The 18442-nt window shown below is 69.9% G+C and carries 13 protein-coding genes and 1 pseudogene; 8 read left to right on the top strand and 6 right to left on the bottom strand.

Features of this window, described 5'->3' with window-relative positions:
* The 4 genes and pseudogenes from sbnB to ABZ656_RS26085 form a co-directional block, all read right to left on the bottom strand.
* Positions 1-1071: a 2,3-diaminopropionate biosynthesis protein SbnB gene (sbnB, locus tag ABZ656_RS26100; protein WP_360270841.1), complete on the bottom strand. Its 1071-nt coding sequence runs from the start codon at positions 1069-1071 to the stop codon at positions 1-3.
* Complete coding sequence (locus ABZ656_RS26095) at positions 1068-2072, bottom strand: TauD/TfdA family dioxygenase (protein WP_360270839.1); 1005 nt, start codon at positions 2070-2072, stop codon at positions 1068-1070. The genes sbnB and ABZ656_RS26095 overlap by 4 nt, the downstream gene beginning before the upstream one ends.
* Before the next feature lie 68 nt (positions 2073-2140).
* A pseudogene (locus ABZ656_RS26090) lies at positions 2141-4609 on the bottom strand (amino acid adenylation domain-containing protein); the annotation flags it as partial.
* A 36-nt stretch (positions 4610-4645) separates the two neighbouring features.
* Positions 4646-7291: a Pls/PosA family non-ribosomal peptide synthetase gene (locus ABZ656_RS26085; RefSeq protein ID WP_360270837.1), complete on the bottom strand. Its 2646-nt coding sequence runs from the start codon at positions 7289-7291 to the stop codon at positions 4646-4648.
* A 465-nt stretch (positions 7292-7756) separates the two neighbouring features.
* Between ABZ656_RS26085 and sbnA the strand changes: the two genes are divergently transcribed.
* Positions 7757-8743 (top strand): 2,3-diaminopropionate biosynthesis protein SbnA, encoded by a 987-nt coding sequence (sbnA, locus tag ABZ656_RS26080; protein WP_360270835.1) that lies wholly within the window; start codon positions 7757-7759, stop codon positions 8741-8743.
* 51 nt (positions 8744-8794) lie between these two features.
* On the opposite strand, the gene ABZ656_RS26075 is transcribed toward sbnA, so the two are convergent.
* A complete protein-coding gene (locus ABZ656_RS26075) occupies positions 8795-9109 on the bottom strand; it encodes a metalloregulator ArsR/SmtB family transcription factor (protein WP_101406792.1) in 315 nt (104 codons plus the stop codon).
* Between the two features lie 120 nt (positions 9110-9229).
* Here ABZ656_RS26075 and ABZ656_RS26070 point away from each other — a divergent pair, with 120 nt between their 5' ends.
* The 3 genes from ABZ656_RS26070 (at position 9230) to ABZ656_RS26060 (ending at position 11430) form a co-directional block, all read left to right on the top strand.
* A complete protein-coding gene (locus ABZ656_RS26070; RefSeq protein WP_101406793.1) occupies positions 9230-9649 on the top strand; it encodes an arsenate reductase ArsC in 420 nt (139 codons plus the stop codon).
* 201 nt (positions 9650-9850) lie between these two features.
* Positions 9851-10843, top strand: a complete 993-nt coding sequence (locus ABZ656_RS26065) for a hypothetical protein (protein ID WP_101406794.1) — start codon at positions 9851-9853, stop codon at positions 10841-10843.
* A complete protein-coding gene (locus tag ABZ656_RS26060) occupies positions 10840-11430 on the top strand; it encodes a histidine phosphatase family protein (protein ID WP_360270832.1) in 591 nt (196 codons plus the stop codon). The genes ABZ656_RS26065 and ABZ656_RS26060 overlap by 4 nt, the downstream gene beginning before the upstream one ends.
* A 308-nt stretch (positions 11431-11738) precedes the next feature.
* Here the strand turns inward: ABZ656_RS26060 and ABZ656_RS26055 are convergent, their stop codons facing one another.
* Complete coding sequence (locus ABZ656_RS26055; protein WP_101408355.1) at positions 11739-12758, bottom strand: LacI family DNA-binding transcriptional regulator; 1020 nt, start codon at positions 12756-12758, stop codon at positions 11739-11741.
* 250 nt (positions 12759-13008) lie between these two features.
* On the opposite strand from ABZ656_RS26055, the gene ABZ656_RS26050 reads away from it, so the two are divergent.
* From ABZ656_RS26050 to ABZ656_RS26035, 4 genes are all read left to right on the top strand, one after another.
* Entirely contained in the window at positions 13009-15030 is a 2022-nt protein-coding gene (locus ABZ656_RS26050; protein ID WP_101406796.1) for a beta-L-arabinofuranosidase domain-containing protein, read from the top strand.
* Positions 15031-15132: 102 nt separating this feature from the next.
* Positions 15133-16383 carry an extracellular solute-binding protein gene (locus ABZ656_RS26045; RefSeq protein WP_360270829.1) on the top strand — a complete coding sequence of 417 codons (1251 nt, stop codon included), beginning with the start codon at positions 15133-15135 and terminating at the stop codon, positions 16381-16383.
* 83 nt (positions 16384-16466) lie between these two features.
* Positions 16467-17444, top strand: coding sequence for a sugar ABC transporter permease (locus ABZ656_RS26040; RefSeq protein WP_360270827.1), 978 nt, complete (start codon positions 16467-16469; stop codon positions 17442-17444).
* Positions 17441-18262, top strand: a complete 822-nt coding sequence (locus tag ABZ656_RS26035; protein ID WP_101406799.1) for a carbohydrate ABC transporter permease — start codon at positions 17441-17443, stop codon at positions 18260-18262. The genes ABZ656_RS26040 and ABZ656_RS26035 overlap by 4 nt, the downstream gene beginning before the upstream one ends.
* Positions 18263-18442 lie beyond the last annotated feature (180 nt).

Genomic DNA, 18442 nt, shown 5'->3' with positions numbered 1-18442 from the left:
TCAGCCGTGTCGGCGCAGGTCGTGGAAGAAGTCCTCGATGACGTGGAGCTGCCCGGAGCGGGCCGTCTCGTCGTAGACGTATTTGCCGACAGCGAGGTCGAGCACTCCGAGCCCGAAAGGTGAGAACACCAGCGGGCGGTCGGTGGGCGGTGTCACTCGGCCGGTCATGACGTCGGCGAGTGTTCCGTGCAGGAAGTCGCGGTTGCCGGTGATCTGCTCGGCCAGATGCGGGGACGTGTCGGCCTTGAGGCAGTGGTCGACGTCGTCGACGATGTTGGCCGAGGCGAGGATGATCTCGGGTGCGAGGTCACGCAGGGACACATGCAGGACCAGGGGGTTGTGGTCGAACCAGGCCGGGTCGCTGATGTGCGGCTCCCCCGCGATGGTGGCGAAGACGACGAGGTCGCTGGAGCGGATGACTGCCTCGGCACTCTCGTGCGCGACGACCCGTCCCGCGGTGCCGCTGCGTTGGACGTGGTCGCGGAAACCGGCGGCGCTGTCGCCGGACAGGTCGTGGACGCCGATCTCCTCGAAGGACCATCCCAGGGCGCTCAGGAACGTGTGGATGTAGCGGGCGATCAGGCCCGCCCCGAAGAACCCGATGCGGGTGGGGCCCGGCCGGTTGCGGGTGAGGTGGTCGGCGGCCAGGGCCGCGGACGCGGCGGTTCTGGTGGCGCTGATGATGGAGCTTTCCAGGCAGGCGAAGGGGTAGCCCGTGTCGTGGTCGTTGAGGATCAGGACGGCGGAGGCCCTGGGGATGCCCGCCTGGACGTTGTCGGGAAAGCTGGAGATCCATTTGAGGCCGTCCACCCTTGCCGCTCCGCCGATCGAGGCGGGCAGCGCGATGATCCGGGAGGAGGGGCGGTCGGGAAAGCGCAGGAAGTAGGACGGGGGGTTGACCGACTCTCCGGCGTCGTGCAGGTGATAGGTGGCCTCGACGAGGCCCACGATCTGCTTCTCCCGGCCCTGAAGGGCGTGCTGGACCTGGGCGCCGGAGATCACTGCGAACGTCGGCACGAGGTGCGGCTGGGACATGACGGGCTCCAGTGCGAGGGAACGGACAGTGGTCATACGTCACTCACCTCGCCGGTCGGCGGCCACGCGGCCCGGCGCAGCGGCTCGGCCATGGCGACGAGGACCTCGCGTGGGCCCTGGAAGGCCTCTCTGCTGTGCGCGGTGCGCACGTTGTCGACGAGCATGAGGTCGCCGGCCTGCCACGGCTCGCGGGCGGTGTGGGCGGTGTAGGTGTCGTTGAGAAGTCGGACGATGTCCGGGCCGATGGGGGCGCCGCCTCCGAAGCGGGTGTTGAACGGCAGTCCTTCGGCGCCGTAGACATCGATGAGGTACTCGCGGATCTCGGGTTCGATCGTCCATTCGTTGAGAAAGGCGATCTGGTTGAACCAGCAACGTCGGCCGGTGACCGGGTGGGTCGTCACGGCGGAGCGGCGCTGTCTGGTACGCAGGCCCCCGTCGGGTTGCCAGGCGAATTCGATGGCATTGGTACGGCAGTAGTCCTCCACGGCGGTCCGGTCGTCGGTGCCGAAGGCCTCGGCGTAGGGGGCGCCGATCTCGTCGCTGTAGGTGCGGGCGAGCAGCCAGCCCTCCTCTTCGAAGCGGCGCACCAGCTCGGTGGGCAGTGCGTCGAGGACGGTGGACGCGTCGGCGACGGCGGTGGCTCCGCCGGTGGCGGGTGCGGCCAGGCAGGCGAAAAGCATGAGGCCGGGGGGCCGAAGGGTGTAGCTGAGTTCGTGGTGCATGCACATCGGCTGGTTCGTCGGCCATGCCGAGGAGGAGTACACGCCCGGGCTGGAGGCCCGGCGAGGGGCGAAGGCCTCCATGTCGGTCATCAGGGCCGGAGCCAGGCCATGGAGGACGGCGCCGGCCTGTTCCGCGTCGCGCAGCCGCAGGCCGCGGACGAGGACCGCGCCGTGTTCGGTGGCGAGGGTGCGCAGTGCCTGCCGGTGTTCGGCGGCCCAGGCCGGGGCATCGTCGGCGGTGTCGGTGTGCAGGACCGGGGGCTTGCCGGGGTGCAGGTCCGCCTCGAGGAGGGACGCCGGGGTCGCGTACGGCATGGTGCTGTTCCTTTCGATGTCGGTCAGACGGAGGTCAGTGGTCGGGTCGCGTGGCGTTGGGGTCCGTTGTCGACCAGAGCGGCGAGGTCGGTGAGGACCGGGTGCGCGGTGACGTCCTTGAGGGACACGGCGCGGTCCAGGGCGATCGCGAGCTTCACCGCCGAGAGGGAGGTGCCGCCGCGGTCGAAGAAGTGGTCGCGGCGTCCGATCCGGTCCTGCGGGACGCCGAGGACCTTCGCCCAGGCGGCCGCCAGGCGCTGCTCGGTCGGGGTGGCCGGCGGCTGGTGTTGGTCGTCGGTGGTGGCGTATTCCTCGGCGAGTGCCGCCAGTGCCTTCTTGTCGATCTTGCTGTTGGCGGTCAGCGGCAGGCTTTCGCGCCAGTGGAAGGCCGCGGGGACCATGTAGGCGGGCAGTGAGGCACCCAGCCGGTCGGTGAGGGCCCCGGTGTCGAGGGGCTTCGGGCCGGAGTAGAAGGCGACCAGGTGCATGCTCCGGTCGGTGCGTTCGACCGTCACCACCGCGCCGTCGCGGACACCGGGGAGACGGAGCAGGGTGTTCTCGATCTCGCCGATCTCGATCCGGAACCCGCGGATCTTGACCTGGGCGTCGCGGCGGCCGAGGAACTCCAGCTTTCCCGAGGGGTGCCAGCGGCCGTGGTCGCCGCCGAGGTAGAGCCGTGTGCCTTCGCGGTGCGGGTCGACGAGGTAGGCCGCCCGGGTGAGTTCGGGGTCGTTGATGTAGCCGCGGCCGACGCAGACCCCGGAGAACGCGATCACGCCCGGGGCGCCCAGGGGCACCGGCGTGAGGTGCTCGTCGACGACGTGGACGCGCACGTTGTTGACCGCGCGGCCGAGCAGGATGCGGTCCGGCGCCCGGTCCATGACCTCGTGGTTGGTGTCGTCCGAGGTCTCGGTGAGCCCGTAGGCGTTGACCAGCTTGATCCGGGGCTGGGCGGCGAACCATCGCTCGGCGAGCTCCTTCTTCAGTGCCTCGCCGGTGACCGACACGTGCCGCAGGCCGGGCAGCGTACGGGGGCGCTGTTCGAGCTCCGTCAGGACGGCTTCGAGGTAGGAGGGCACGACCTGGAGGACGGTGACCTCGCCGTCGGTGAGGGTGTCGAGGAAGCGGGGTACGTCGAGGATGACGTCCTGTGCGACCAGGAGGGTCCGCCCGCCGACCAGCAGCGCGCAGACCAACTGCCACAGGGAGATGTCGAAGCACTGGGTCGCGGTCTGGGCGACCACGTGTCCCTCGCCGACCTGGAGGTCGTCGATCTTGGCGTAGAGGTGGTTGAGCATGCCCGCGTGCTCGCACATCGCGCCCTTGGGTTCACCGGTGGAGCCGGAGGTGAAGTAGATGTAGGCGAGTTGGTCGGGCGTGACCGGGATGCCGAGATCACCTTCGGGGTGGTCTTCCGCGTAGGCCGTGTCGACGAGGAGCCTCTCGGTTCCGGGAAGGGAGTCGAGTGCCTGGTCGAGGGTGGCGGTGCTGCCGGGTTCGGTGAGCACCAGCGTGCATGCGGCGCGGGAGAGGGTGGCGGCGATGCGTGCGGCCGGGAAGTGCGGCTCGATGGGGAGATAGGCGCCTCCGGCCTTGAAGACCGCGATGACGGCGGCCAGCCAGTCCAGGTTGCGTTCGGTCACCACCGCGACGACGCCTTCGCGGCCGAGCCCACGGGCTACGAGGGCGCGGGCGAGCCGGTTGGCCCGGGCGTTGAGCTCCCCGTAGGTCCACTGCCGGTCGGCGTGCACCGCTGCGACGGCGTCCGGATGCTTCCGCACCCGGTCCTCGAACAGCTCGTGCATCCGCGCGTCGGGCAATTCCCGGTCCGGGCCGGCCAGTTGGTCGAGCTGGAACCGCAACTCCTCGGCGGACAGCAGGCTCTGGCGTGTGTGCTCGGCATCGGGGTCGGCCGTGATCAGCGCGAGCGCGGTCAGGTGGTAGCCGGCGATACGGGCGGCGCTGCCGGCGTCGAGCGCGTCGGTGCGGTAGCGCAGTCGCAGTACGAGCCGCCTGTCGTGGTGACGGACGCCCACTCGCAGTGCGGTGTCCTCGGTGAGGTCTCCGTCGATCGCGTCGGGGTCGAGGACGGTCTCGAACAACGGCCCGGTCAGGCCCAGTTCGCCCTGAAGAGCGTCGATGTCCTCGGCCTGGACGTCCTGGTGTGCCAGCAGTTCGGTGGCGGCCTGGTGGGTGTGGTGCAACAGCTCGCGCCAGGAGGCGGGTGCGGTGGTGAGCCGGCACGGGAGCGGGCTGCCGCCCCGGGCGACGTAGCCGGTGGTGATCTCCCGCTCTGCGGACAGTGCAGCGAGCACCTTGGCGTGCGCGGTCAGCAGGAGCGAAGACAGTGGTACCGCCAGCTCCGCCGTCAGTCGGCGCAGCCCGGTCACGGTGTCGTCGGGGACCGGCGTCTCGTACTCCCCCACGCCGGGCACCGGCTGAAGGGTCCAGCGTGGGGCGGGGGTGAAGCCGCCGGCTGTCAGTACGCCGCGCCAGTACTCGCGGCCGGTCCGGGTGGGACTCACATGCGTTGCCATCGGGTCTTTCCTCTGCTTGTCGGCGGTGTCGCGGTGTCAGCGGCCGAGGGCCGGGACCGCCTGGGTGGCGTGCTGTCCCTGACCTGCTTCGACCTGGGTGTTGTGGTCCGGCATTTCCCGGGCCGGGTTGCCTCCCCACTGGGCGTGCGAGGGGATTTCCTCGCCCTTCATGAGGAAGGAGTCGGGGGCCAGCGCGGCGCCGTCCGCGATCGTCACGCCGTAGTGCACGAAGGCGCCGACCCCCAGGGTGCAGCCGCTGCCGAGGACACTGCGGTCGGACTTGAAGGCGCCGTCCTCCTGCGAGTGGCACTGGACCACGGTCCCCGCGTTCAGCGTGCTGTCGTCGCCGACGGTGACGAGGGTGCGCTCCGGGAAGAAGCAGCCGTCGTCGAAGACCCGCTTGCCGATCCGGGCCCCCAGCAGCCGCCAGATCACGTTCTTGAACGGGGTGCCGTCGAAGGCCTGGATGTAGTGGACCGACGCCATCTTCCAGAAGCGTTCGTGGCGCCAGAAGGAGGGTTCGTAGATCGAGCAGTACAGCGGCTTCTGGGCCTTGAATCCGGTGGAGGCCCGCTCGACGAGCGCGAAGTGCACGACGGTGTACGTGAGGGTGAGGACACTGGCCAGTGCGATCGCCAGGGCGCCGAACGAGGGGTAGAGGTCGACCGCGCCCATGGTGATGAGGGTGATCACGAAGAGGTGGATCAGCCGCGCGAGCAGGTACAGGCCGGCGGTCGCCGCATTGTGCTTGTTCTTGGCGGCCAGGCGGCGGCGCAGTTCGTCGCCGGTCTCGAGGTGGTTGAACCGGTTGTCGCGCATCACCGTGCGCGGGATCTCGAAGCTGGGTGAGCCCAGCAGGCCCACGCCTTCGCGTACGGGTCCGTCGATGGGGACCATGACCTTCGTCGCGAGCAGGCAGTTGTCTCCGGTCCTGCCCTGCGCGGGGTAGGCGATGCGGTTTCCGAGGAAACTGTGCGGCCCGATCGACGTGCGGGACACGCAAAAGGACGTGCTGGAGAAGTCGGCGTTCATGATGGACAGCCCGTCGGCGATCATGGTGCCGGCGCCGACCGAGCTCAGGTACGGGTTCTCGTGCTGCACTTCGGTGCCGAAGTTCGACCCGGTCTGCTCGACGCGGGACAGGTCGTATCCGAGGTAGCGCAGGTAGTGGACGATGCCGGAACTGTCGCCGAAGAGCGTGGTGAGGGACTTCCTGTTGGTCATCAACGCGATCGCCCGCTGGATGCCGTAGTGGAAGCCGTACAGCGGATAGACCTTGCCGGGTTCGATGGCCCGGCTCAGGAGACGCGGCACGGTACCCACGACGAGGAGGCCGGCCAGCAGGGATCCGAAGAGGACGATCACGGAGGCGATCAGGGCCTCGACGTAGAACGCCGGGCTGGCCATCGGCTGCGGGTTCAGGAGCGTCTGAAGCTGCGGGAGACCGGTGAGCAGGGCACTCACGCCGCCCAGCGCCAGCGGCAGGTACACCGCCAGCAGGCTCAGCAGCTGCACAGCGCCGTACGCGGTCCTCTTGGCGGTCGGGCAGTCGGCGGGGCCGACCCTCCGGTAGTCCACCTCGGTCGGCTGCGCCGGAGAGCCGTGTCGGCGTTCGCCGGCGGGCACCACCTGGCCGGTGTGCAGGCAGGAGGCGTGGCCCAACTGAGCGCCGTCGCCCATCGAGGTCTCGATGTCGAGGACCGTGTGCTCGCTGACGAGCACGTCGCTGCCGAGGGTGACCGGGCCGGTCTGGATCACGCCGGCGTGGGCGCGGTAGCAGGACAGCAGCACGTCCTTACGGATGATCGTGCCCTCACCGACGGTGAGCAGGTCGGTGCAGACCGGGATCGTGTGGGAGAGGATCGTGACGCCCTTGCCGATCCGTGCGCCGAGCGCCCTGAGGTAGAGCACGTAGAGCGGTGAACCGGCGAACAGACGCACGGGGCTGGTGCGGATCAGCGTCTTGACGACCCAGAAACGCAGATAGGCCATGCCCCACAGGGGGAACTCCCCGGACCGCCAGCGGCCGACGAGCGTCCACTTCGCCACGATCGGGAGGGCGCAGAGGCCGAGGAAGCCCGCGCCGGCGAGCAGGACGGACCGCAGGTAGAGGTCGAACAGGCCTGATCCCGCGGAGATCCACTGCTGGCCTTCCTCGACGGCCAGGGCGACAAGGCAGGAATAGCCCAGGAAGATCAGGAACTGCAGCACTCCACAGACGATGTAGCGCCGTGTACGAACCGCCGCCGGCGCCTCGGCCCGCGCCGTCCGCTCGGCCGACGCCCGTACGTCGGTCGCTGTCCCCGCCGGTGACGGCGCCTCCGCGGACGGGGACGGAACGGGGACGGGCGCGGCCTCGACGAGCGCGGTGGCCAGGCTCCGGATGGTGGGGTGCCGGTAGATGTCCTTCATCGACACCGCCGGCAGGTCCCCCCGCTTCCTGACCCGCGCGCAGAACTGGGCCATCACCAAGGAATCGGCACCCAGGTCGTTGAAGAAGTGGCTGTCGGCCGGCACCTGCTCGACGCGCACGACGCCGGCCAGCACGTCGGCCAGCAGCCTTTCGATGTCGGTCGCCGAACCGGCGTCCCCGCCCGCAGGGAGGGTCGGGACGTCAGCCGGTTCGGCCGTCAAGACCTCCACGGATTTCTCTCGCACGTGAGCTCCTCGATGACATTTCATTCAGCGTCGGTCGGGTACGGACGGATTCGAGATGTCCGCGCCTCTCCAGTAGGCCCGGCCGGGGGCTTCGTGTCCTGCCCCTGCATTTCGGGGCTTGACGAAGCACATCGGTCTTGATAGTCCGGCCATTTTGCCTGTCGTCGTCCCGTGATCCCTTGCTTTCCGTGCGCGTCGCGCAGGCTTACGACCACGTCTCAAAAACACCCGTCCAACCCGCGGGAAATCACCCGGGAATTGCGCCGAACGGCCCCGTCTCGCCCGGTCACGGGTGCTTTCACGCGAAGAGAGCACGTGTCAAGTCCCGAATTTCGGTGGCATGACAAAGCTGCCCGGATTCGGGCGTACTGGAGGCGTTCCGGCGACGCACAACTCGCCGCTCCGAATTCCTCTCCGGGCCGCGCCCGGACGGATCAACGGCAGGAAGACCGGAAGGCAACCCCCACCCCCGCAGTGAAGGAGACGACCATGCCCGTCATATCCGTCCCCCAGGACTTCAACGAGGACGACCTCTTCGTCGACCTTGAGGGAATCTTCGGGCACCCGCTGTTCCTCAAGTGCGAGGGCTTCAATTTCGCCGGTTCGATCAAACTCAAGGCCGCCGCCGAAATGGTCGAGGCCGCCGAACGCGACGGCCTGCTGACGGCGGGCTCGGTTCTGGTCGAGTCGTCCTCCGGCAACCTGGGCGTGGCCCTGAGCATGATCGCGGCCGCCAAGGGCTACCAGTTCCTGTGCGTGACCGACTCCCGCTGCAACCTGGCGACCCGGCTGATGATGGAGGCCCTGGGAGGCCAGGTCCACGTCATCACCGAACCCGACCCCGTCGGGGGCTTCCTCGGCGCGCGCATCGACCACGTCCGCGCGCTGTGCGCCTCCGACGACCGCCATGTGTGGCTCAACCAGTACACCAACCCCCATAACGGCATGGCCCACTACCGCAGGACCGCACCGGCCATCGCCAGGCAATTCCCGGACCTGGACGTGCTGTTCGTCGGGGCCGGCACCACCGGGACCCTGATGGGCTGCGCGCGCTACTTCCGCGAGTGGCACCGCCCGGTACACATCGTGGCCGTGGACAGCGTGGGTTCCGTGACGTTCGGGGGTGGCGCCGGCCGGCGGATGATTCCCGGCCTGGGCGCCAGCAGACGCCCGCCGATGCTGGACGAGTCCTATGTGGACGACGTGGTGCGCGTGGCGGAGACCGACACGATCCGGGCCTGTCACCGGCTGGCCGGGCGCGGGTTTCTGTTCGGAGGGTCCACCGGCACCGTGGTCAGCGGCGCGATGGACTGGCTGGCCCGGCACGAGGGGCGGGAGTTGACCGCGGTGGCCATCGCCCCGGATCTGGGTGAGCGGTATCTGGAGACCATCTACCAGACCAACTGGGTGCAGGACCTGTACAGCGAGGACGCCGTCGACCCCCAGGCGCTGACCAGCGCGCCCCAGGCGGCCTGACCCGGTGTCCGTTCAGCGCCCCGCATCCCGGGGACCAACACTGACGACGAGTCAGGGGCAGGACCGCTTGGTGTTGTTCTCGGCGGTGGCACGCGCGGTTTCGGCGAAGTCGGCGAATCGACCGGCCAGGGCGGCGAGCGCCTCGGGCCTGAGCCGGTAGTAGACGAACCGGCCGCACGGCTCCGTCTCCACGATCCCGGACTCGCGCAGCACCTTCAGATGGTTGGAGAGGTTGGTCTGCTTGGCGCCCGTCTCCTCGATCAGGTGCGTGGTGCAGAGCGTCTCCCGGGCCAGGAGGGTCACGATCCGGAGCCTGAGCGGGTCGGCCAGGACCCGCATCAGATCAGCATCGGCTGACGTCAGCATGGACTGATACTGTCACATCACTCGAGGCTGATACGAGTTCCGGCCGGCGCCGACCAGCGTTCACGCCCGCCGGGTCCGCGCTCACCTCCGTACGACCCGTTGACCGCGAAAGAAGTACCGATGTCTGCCACTCCGCTCGCCTCCGTGCTGTTCGTCTGTGTGCACAACGCCGGGCGTTCACAGATGGCGGCCGGCTTCCTTTCGCATCTCGCGGGCGACCGGATCGAGGTCCGCTCGGCCGGCTCGATCCCGGGCGAGCAGGTCAACCCGGCCGCGGTCGAGGCCATGCGGGAGGTCGGCGTAGACATCGCCGGCCGGCAGCCCAAGCTCCTCACCGCCGAGGCCGTCCAGGCGTCCGATTACGTGATCACCATGGGCTGCGGCGACGCCTGCCCGGTCTTCCCCGGCAAGAAGTACCTCGACTGGGCCCTGGAGGACCCGGCAGGCAAGGGTGTGCAGTCCGTGCGCCCCGTCCGGGACGAGATCAAGGCCCGCGTCGAGAAGCTGATCAGCGAGATCACTGCCCAGCAGGAGACGTGAGGCCGTCGGCCCTCCCTCCAGGTTTGCGTCCACCGAGGCTCCGTCTCATTCGAGCGGGACGTAGGGTTCACGGTTGGTGAGGGAACGTGCACACAGTGGACCGGAAGTCCCGTCGCGTCGGGTGACGGGGCCGTCGGAGGATGGGGAGACGCAGTCGATCCGTTCCGGCATGGAGGAAACGAGACCAGGGGAGGCGATGGGATGCGGCAGGCCGGTGTACTCGACGTCGGGTGCCACAGCGCTCTGCTCACGGTGGTGCGATCGCGGCCGGGCCATGTGATGGAGCCGGTGTTTTCCCACAAGGTGCGGCTGCGACTGCACGAGACGCTCGACCGCAAGGGGCGCCTTGACGACGCCGGGGTGGAGAGCGTCGAGCGCGCCGTCGCCCAGGCGATCGCCTCCGACCCCCGACTGCGCGGCACCGACATGTTCGCGTTCGCCACCTCCGTCATCCGGGACGCACCCAACCGCGACGAGGTCATCAGGCGCGTGGCGCGCAGAACCGGCACCCGACTGAGCGTGCTGGACGGCGAAGAGGAAGCACGGCTTGCCTACGTGGCCGCCCGCCAGTGGGTCGGCCCGGCGGCCGGCCGGCTGCTGGTCCTGGACGTCGGCGGCGGCACCGTGGAGATCGCCTCGGGTACCGGAGACCAGCCGCACAGCGTCCACTCCCTGCCCCTGGGCGCCCGCAGAATCACCCGGGACTGGCTGCCCGGCGGCATCGCCCCGTCCAAGCAGGGTCTCAGCGAGATCCGTCGGTATCTGCGTCGAAAGCTGGAAGCCGTCCCCGACCTGCCGCGCGCGGAGCCGGGCACCCGCGTGCTGGCCTGCTCCAAGACCTTCGAGCAGCTCGCCCGGCTCGCCGCCGCCCGGGGCAAGGCACAACGCTCACAACGGAAGCTGGCCCTGCCCCAGTTGCGTGCCTCCGTCCCGGTACTGGCCGCCGCGAATCCGGCGCGCCGCGCCAAGCTCCCGGGCATCTCCCGCCACCGCGCCGAGCAGTCCCTGGCCGGAGCCCTGGTCGCCGAGGCCCTCATGGAGGCCTGCGAGGCCAAGGCGGTCGAGGTCTGCCCCTGGTCGACCCGCGAAGGCCTGCTGCTCGAGCACCTCGCCGCCCTCCACGACACACCCGGTGACCCGGAGTCTCACCGGACTGGACGGACAGGGAAGTCGGACATGGGAGTGGGCGAATGACGAGCCGAGTGATGCTGATCTCACCCGCGATCAGTGCGTCGCTGCGGGAGGCGCGCTTCGACGACGGATGCCCGCTCGACGCGACCGGCACCGCGCTTGCGCGTTCGGCCGCGGGCTCTCTTCCGGCAGCACAGCGGGTACTCGTCTCCCCCACTTCGCGATGCCGGGAGACCGCGTCGGCGTTGGGGTTCGTCGGCGCTGTCGACACCGCGCCCGCCGGGTTCGACGTGGGCGGTTGGCGGGGCCGTACGCTCGCCGGCGTCAGCGCCGACGTCCCGGACGCCGTCGCTCTCTGGCTGGCGGACCCGACGTCCGCACCGCACGGGGGCGAGTCGGTGCACGAGTTGTGCGAGCGGGTCGCGGCCTGGCTGGACGAGGCCGCGCGGTTCTCGGGCCGGACCGTCGCCGTGGTGGAGCCGGAAATCGTACGTGCCGCGGCCGTTCGGGCGCTCGGAGCACCGGATTCGGCGTTCTGGCGGATCGACGTACCGCCGCTGACCGCCACCGAGTTCAGCGGTCGCGCCGGACGCTGGAACACGACGTTCGGGCGACCGCTCGGTCACGCCGAGGGCAGTACCGCTCGCTGAGCGGGCGCGAGCCACCGACGCCTGTGTGGCGGAGCGCTCCGCCGCCGGCGTCCCGTCCCCGTGATCTGATCTCACCGTCGCCGAGGCGATCGCCGGGCGCACGGGCCGGTACGCCCGTCTCGCCGCGCCACGCCGTCATCGACGCGCGGGTGACCGCCCGGGGGAGTCCGCTGTCGGGCGCAGACCCGTGTTTTTCCGAACCGCCTGGCCGACGTCCATCCTCCGTTCGCCGGTCCCGGCCAGCACAACGCTGAACTCCGGCTGCTCCACCGTTTCCCCACCCCCGACCCACCGGAACTCGGATCGCTTCAGCTGGACTCGCGGACGATCAGTCGGCACGGAACGGTGTGCACCCCCGGTGCCGGGTCGGCGTCGATGGCTTCGAGGAGTCGCAGCGCGGCGATCCGGCCGATCTCGGTGAGGTCCATGTCGATCGTGGTGAGGGGCGGCCTGCTGGCCAGGGCCATGGTGTCCCAGTTGTCGTAGCCGACGACCGCGACGTCACCGGGCACGTCGACGCCCCGCTCGCGCAGCGCGTCCGCCACGCCCCGGGCGATCTGGTCGTTGCCGCAGAAGAAGGCGTCCGTGTCCGGTGCCGTGCGCAGGACCGCGTCGGCGGCGCGGCGCCCCCACGCCTCGCTCCACTCCCCGTGGTGCACCCGTCCCGTCGCGAGGCCGAGGGAGGCCCGCTCCAGGTGCTCGATCGCGTACCGGGCCCGGTCGCGGGCGGCCGCGTGGTGTTCCGGGCCGGTGATGTGAGCGATGCGCGTGCGGCCCGTGGCCAGCAGGTGCTCGACGGCCAGTACGGCCCCGCCCCGGTCGTCGGAGACCACCGAGGTGTCGGCCGGGTCGGTGGACGGCGAGAGCGCGTAGACGATGGGGACGGCCTCGATGCCGTCCAGGGGCGGACGGGGGTCCGTACGGCGGCCGGTGACGATGATGCCGTCCACCCGGCGGTCCATGAGGTTGCGCAAGTGATGGTGTTCCCGGATCGCGTCGCCGCGGGTGTCGCACAGCAGGACGGAGATCTTGCCTGCTCCGAGCGCGTCCTCGGCGCCGAGCAGTACGGGGGTGCTGAAGCGGCCGATGCCGTCGGTCGTCATCAGCCCGACCGTCCAGCTCCGCCCGGTGTGCAGGCTCTGCGCGTGCTGGTTGGGCCGGAACCCGAGTGCGTCGACGGCGTCAAGAACCCGCTGGCGGGTTTCGGGACGCATCCGCCCGCCGCCGTTCAGTGCCTTCGACGCCGTACCCACACTGACGCCCGCCAGGGCGGCGACGTCGGCGAGCTTAGCCGGGCCGGCGGAGCGGGATCCTGGAGCAACGGTCACGAGCAAACCTTTTCCTGGGTGGCAACGACCCGTCCATCGTTGCAGCCTCCCAGGGGTGAGTGCCAGCCACCGGGCAACAGAAAAATCTCTTGCCGCGACCCTTGACCCGACTACGCCGCTGCCCTCTACTTCTCGGCAGGAAAAACGGTTGCTCAAACGAGTTCCAAGGACCTCCCGTATCTCGAGCACGGGGGCCGTCGCGCCCTGCCCCGCAGCCCGGTCCCCTTCCGCCACCAGCTCTCGGAGAACCATGCCGCGCACAGACTCCGCCCTGTCCTCCCCCACCGACGTCTCGGCTTCCACCGAACAGGGCGCTGCCCCCGTGGGCCCGGTCCGGCTCGGCCCGGACACCCCCGCCGCGCTGCGTCCCGCCGCCACGGAGGTGCGCACCGGCTTCTGGCACGCCCGCCGCGAGGTCAACGCGCTCACCTCGATCCCCGAGGGCCCCGCTCTGCTGGAGTCCGCGGGAAACCTGCACAACCTGCGCCTGGCGGCCGGCACGGCCCAGGGCGAGTTCCAGGGCAGCTACCCCTTCGTCGACACCGACGTCTACAAGTGGCTGGAAGCCGCCTCCTGGCAGCTCGCCCGGAACGGGCAGTCGGCCGACGGCGAGGAGAACAGCGCCGACCTGCGTGAGCTCGCCGCCGAGGTGGAGCGGATCATCGCCCTGGTCGCCGACGCCCAGCAGTCCGACGGCTACCTCAACACCTGGTTCCAGGTCCGCAAGAACGGCGACCGTTACCAGGACCTGCGCTGGGGGCACGAGCTGTACTGCGCGGGCCATCTGATCCAGGCGGCGGTGGCCCATCACCGTGCGACCGGTCGCGACGCACTCCTCGTCGTGGCACGACGGTTCGCCGACCACATCGACTCCGTCTTCGGCCTTCCCGGCAGCGGCAGGCCGATCGACGGCATCGACGGCCACCCGGAGGTGGAGACCGCCCTGGTCGAGCTGTACCGGGAGACCGGCGAGCGTCGCTACCTGGATCTCGCCGGCTACTTCGTCGACCGTTACGGCCACGGCCTGCTCGGCGGCGAGGCGTACTGCCAGGACCGCGTGCCGTTGCGCGAGGCGGTCACCGTCGAGGGGCACGCCGTGCGCCAGTTGTATCTGCTGGCCGGTGCGACGGACCTGGCCACCGAGACGGGCGACGCCGAACTGCGTTCCGCCGCCGAGCGGTTGTGGCGGGCGATGACCACGGCCAAGACCCATCTGACCGGTGGGCTCGGGGCGCACCACGACGAGGAGGACTTCGGCGACCCGTTCGAGCTGCCCAACGAGCGTGCCTACTGCGAGACCTGCGCCGCCATCGCCTCGATCCAGTGGAGCTGGCGCATGGCCCTGCTCACCGGCGAGGCCCGCTACAGCGACCTGATCGAGCGCACTCTCTACAACGGGTTCCTCGCCGGTGTCTCGCTGGACGGTGAAAGCTGGCTGTACGTCAATCCGCTCCAGGTCCGCGACGGCCACACGGACCCCGGCGGCGACCAGTCGGCCCGCCGTACCCGCTGGTTCCGCTGCGCCTGCTGCCCTCCGAACGTGATGCGGCTGCTGGCCGGACTCGAGCACTACCTCTCCTCGACCGACGCCGAGGGGCAGGGCCTGCAGATCCACCAGTACGTCACCGGCCGCTACCGCGGTGACCTCGGCGGCACGCCCGTCACCGTGGCCGCCGAGACCGACTACCCCTGGCACGGCGCGGTGTCCCTGACCGTCGAGGAAACCCCGCGGGAGCGGCCCTGGACGCTGTCCCTGCGCATCCCGCAGTGGTGCCAGGAGTACCGCGTGCGGTGCGGCGACCGGACGTACGACCGGACCGACGCGCCCGTCACCGACGGCTGGCTGCGCCTGGAGCGCACCTGGGCACCGGGCGACCGGGTCGTCCTCGAACTCGGCCTGGAGCCCCGCCTCACCGCGGCCGACCCCCGGGTGGACGCGGTCCGCGGCTGTGTGGCGATCGAGCGGGGCCCGCTCGTGTACTGCCTGGAGCAGGTGGACCACCCCGGGGGCGGTCTGGACGACGTCGTCATCGACACCGCGCGGCCGCTCGCCGTGAAGCCACGTCCGGATCTGCTCGGCGGTGTCGCCACCGTCGTCGCAACGGGCCATCGCCGCTCGGTCCCGGACACCGGCTGGTGGCCCTACCGGTCCGCCGACGCCGACCCCGCCGCCGTGCCCTCGGGCGAGGCCGTCGAGCTCACCGCGATCCCCTACTACGCCTGGGCCAACCGGCAGGACGGCAGCATGCGCGTCTGGCTTCCCACCTCCTGACACCCGCCGACGTCCACAGCCTCCACCCGGCACCGGCGCACACTCCATCACCCCGTCACCCCGTCACCCCGCACGACCACTCATGACAACGAGGTCACCGCAATGCGAAACACCCGCAGAACTCTCCTCGCCGCCTGTGTCGCCGTCGGCACCCTCGCCTCCGTCACGGCCTGCGGGGGCGGCGGTTCGGGTTCCTCCGACTCCACCGGCAAGTCGGCGACGTACACCTTCTGGGACCCGTACCCGCAGTTCGACGCCTCCTCGGACTGGGGCAAGCGCGTCGCCCAGTGCGGCACCTCGGCGGGCGTCAAGATCAAGCGCACCGGCTACGACACCACCGACCTGGGCAACAAGGCGCTGCTGGCCGCCCAGCAGGGCAACGCGCCCGACGTGATGCTCGTGGACAACCCGGTCGTCTCCACACTGGTCGAGGCGGGGATCCTCAACAAGACGAGCGACCTCGGTCTGGACACGTCCGCGATCCAGAAGAACATCATCGGCGCGGGCACCATCGGCGGCGCCTCCTACGGCGTACCGATCGGCGCCAACACGCTGGCCCTCTACTACAACAAGAAGGTCCTGACCGCCGCCCACGTCGACCCCGCCTCCATCAAGGACTGGGCATCGCTGACGGCCGCCCTGAAGAAGGTCAAGTCGGCCGGGAAGAAGGGCATCACCTTCTCGGCGATCGGCACGGAGGAGGGCAGCTTCCAGTTCCTGCCGTGGTTCTGGGGCGCGGGCGGTGACCTCACCCACCTCGACTCACCGAAGAGCGTGGCCGCGCTGTCGCTGTGGAAGCAGTGGGTCGACGAGGGTCTCGCGCCCAAGGACGTCCTGAACAACACCCAGACCACCAGCTGGCAGGAGTTCGCCACCGGCGACTACGCCTTCGGCGAGAACGGCACCTGGCAGCTCGCCAACGCGGAGAAGGCCGGATTCCCGTACGGGGTCGTCAGCATCCCCGGACAGAACGGAGGTTCGGCGCCGGTGCCGACCGGCGGCGAGTTCGTCACCGTGCCCGTGCAGCAGGACACCGCGCGCTACGACATCAGCAAGAAGATCGTCGCCTGTCTGACCAGCTCGGAGAGCCTGCTGGCCAGCGACACCGCCCTGACGTACGTGGCGCCCACCGCGGCGGTCCAGGCCCAGCAGGTCAAGGCGAACCCGAAGCTCAAGCCGTGGGTGGAGGCCGTGGCCGCCGCGCGTGGCCGTACCAGCGACGGTCTGGGCACGAAGTACCCCACCATCTCGCAGCCGATGTGGACCGCCGTACAGGCGGCCCTGTCCGGCGGCAAGAGCCCCGAGGCCGCTCTCGACGCCGCGCAGACGGCGGCCGGCAAGAGCAAGGGCTGACGCGGCCGGCCGGCACGAGGGCTGACAGCGCGCGGCACCGCAGGCCGCGTCCCGGACACCGCCACCCGCATCCAGGAGTTCGCATGACCATCGCCCGAGTCGACCGCCGTCCCCAGCGGTCCCCGGCCGCGCCGGGAGCGGCGGGCGGCGCCGACCGGCGTGACGTGCCGCCACGCCGTCGGCGCGGCAGGGACCGGCTGACCGCGCTGGGTTTTCTCGCCCCGCTCGTCGCCTACCTCGCCGCCTTCTATCTCTATCCGCTCTACCGCAACCTCGATCTGAGCCTGCGTGACTACACGGTCCGCTCGTTCGTGGCGGGCGACGCGCCGTTCTCGGGCTGGGACAACTTCTCCCAGGTGCTGAACGACCCGACCTTCGGGCCCGCACTGCGCAACACGATGGTGTTCACCTTCGTGTCGATCGCGCTCCAGTACGCGGCCGGGCTGGCGCTCGCGGTCTTCTTCAACCGGCACTTCCGTCTCTCCACCACCTTGCGGGCGCTGTTCCTCATCCCGTGGCTGCTGCCGCTGATCGTGTCGGCGTCGACCTGGTCCTGGATGCTGAACAGCGAGTCGGGCGTGGTCAATTACGCCCTGCACCTCGTCGGCGCCTCGCCCGTCGGCTGGCTGACCTCGCCGCACTGGGCGCTCGCCTCGGTCGTCATCGCCAACGTCTGGATCGGTATCCCGTTCAACCTCGTCATCCTCTACAGCGGTCTGCAGAACATCCCCGGGGAACTGTACGAGGCCGCCTCACTGGACGGGGCGAGCGGCTGGCAGCAGTTCCGGCGCATCACCTTTCCCCTGCTGCGGCCGGTCTCCGCGATCACGCTGCTGCTCGGACTGGTCTACACGCTCAAGGTGTTCGACCTGATCTGGATCATGACCAAGGGAGGTCCCGGCGACTCCTCGTCGACGCTGGCGACCTGGTCGTACCAACTCGCGTTCGGCACCCTGCTCCCGCACTTCGGCCCCGGTGCCGCCGTCGGCAACATCCTCATCCTCATCGCCCTCGTCTTCGGCCTGCTCTACATCCGCGTCCAGAGGAGGCAGGAAGCGTGAAGTCACGTACGAGCTCGCGCCGTTACACCGCTGTCGGACTCCTGCTGACCGCGCTCATGCTGTTCCCGGTGTACTGGATGCTGAACGTGTCCCTCACCCCGCAGCAGGACATGCGCAAGTCCCCGCCCGACCTGCTCCCGCTGCACCCCACGTTCGAGGGCTACCGGGCCGTGCTGCACGACCAGATGCCCTACCTCGGCACCAGTCTGCTCATCGGCCTCGGCACGGTCGCCGCCACCCTCGTCCTCGCCGCACCGGCCGGCTACTCACTGGCGAAGCTCCGTCCCCGCGGCGGCGGCATCATGGGCCTCGCCCTTCTCGTCGCCCAGATGATCCCCGGCATCGTCATGGCGATGGGGTTCTACGGGATCTTCCTCAACCTCGGCCTGCTGAACTCCTGGTGGGGCCTGATCATCGCGGACTCCACCATCGCCGTGCCCTTCGGCGTCATGATCTTCACGGCGTTCATGTCGGGCATCCCCGACGAGCTCACCGCCGCCGCCCGCATCGACGGCGCGGGTACCTGGCGCACCTTCTGGTCCGTCGTCCTGCCGGTGAGCCGCAACGCCGTGGTCACCGTCTCGCTGTTCAGCTTCCTGTGGGCCTGGTCCGACTTCGTCTTCGCCAACACCCTCGACGGCGGCGGCGATCTTCGCCCGATCACCCTCGGCATCTACCACTACATCGGCAACAACAACCAGGAATGGAACGCGATCATGGCCACCGCGGTCGTCGCGTCCGTACCCGCCGCCGTCCTGCTCGTCCTCGCGCAGCGGTACGTGGCCGCCGGGGTCACCGCGGGCGCGGTCAAGGACTGACCGGGACGTCAGTCACCCATCCACCTCCTCATCTGTCAGGAGAGCCGCCACCCATGCCTGTTCCGAGATCTCGACCACGCACGCCCAGAAGGCCGTTCGACCGCACGGCCGCCGCAGTCCTGGCGACGGCAGGAGCGGTGACTTCCCGACCGATCTGGCCACCTACGGGTCCTCCTACGA

Origin of the sequence: Streptomyces sp. NPDC007095 (assembly GCF_040634475.1) — a bacterium.
Lineage (GTDB): Bacteria > Actinomycetota > Actinomycetes > Streptomycetales > Streptomycetaceae > Streptomyces.
Note: the sequence above shows the minus strand (reverse complement) of the source record. Positions and strands in the feature narration are given on the sequence as shown.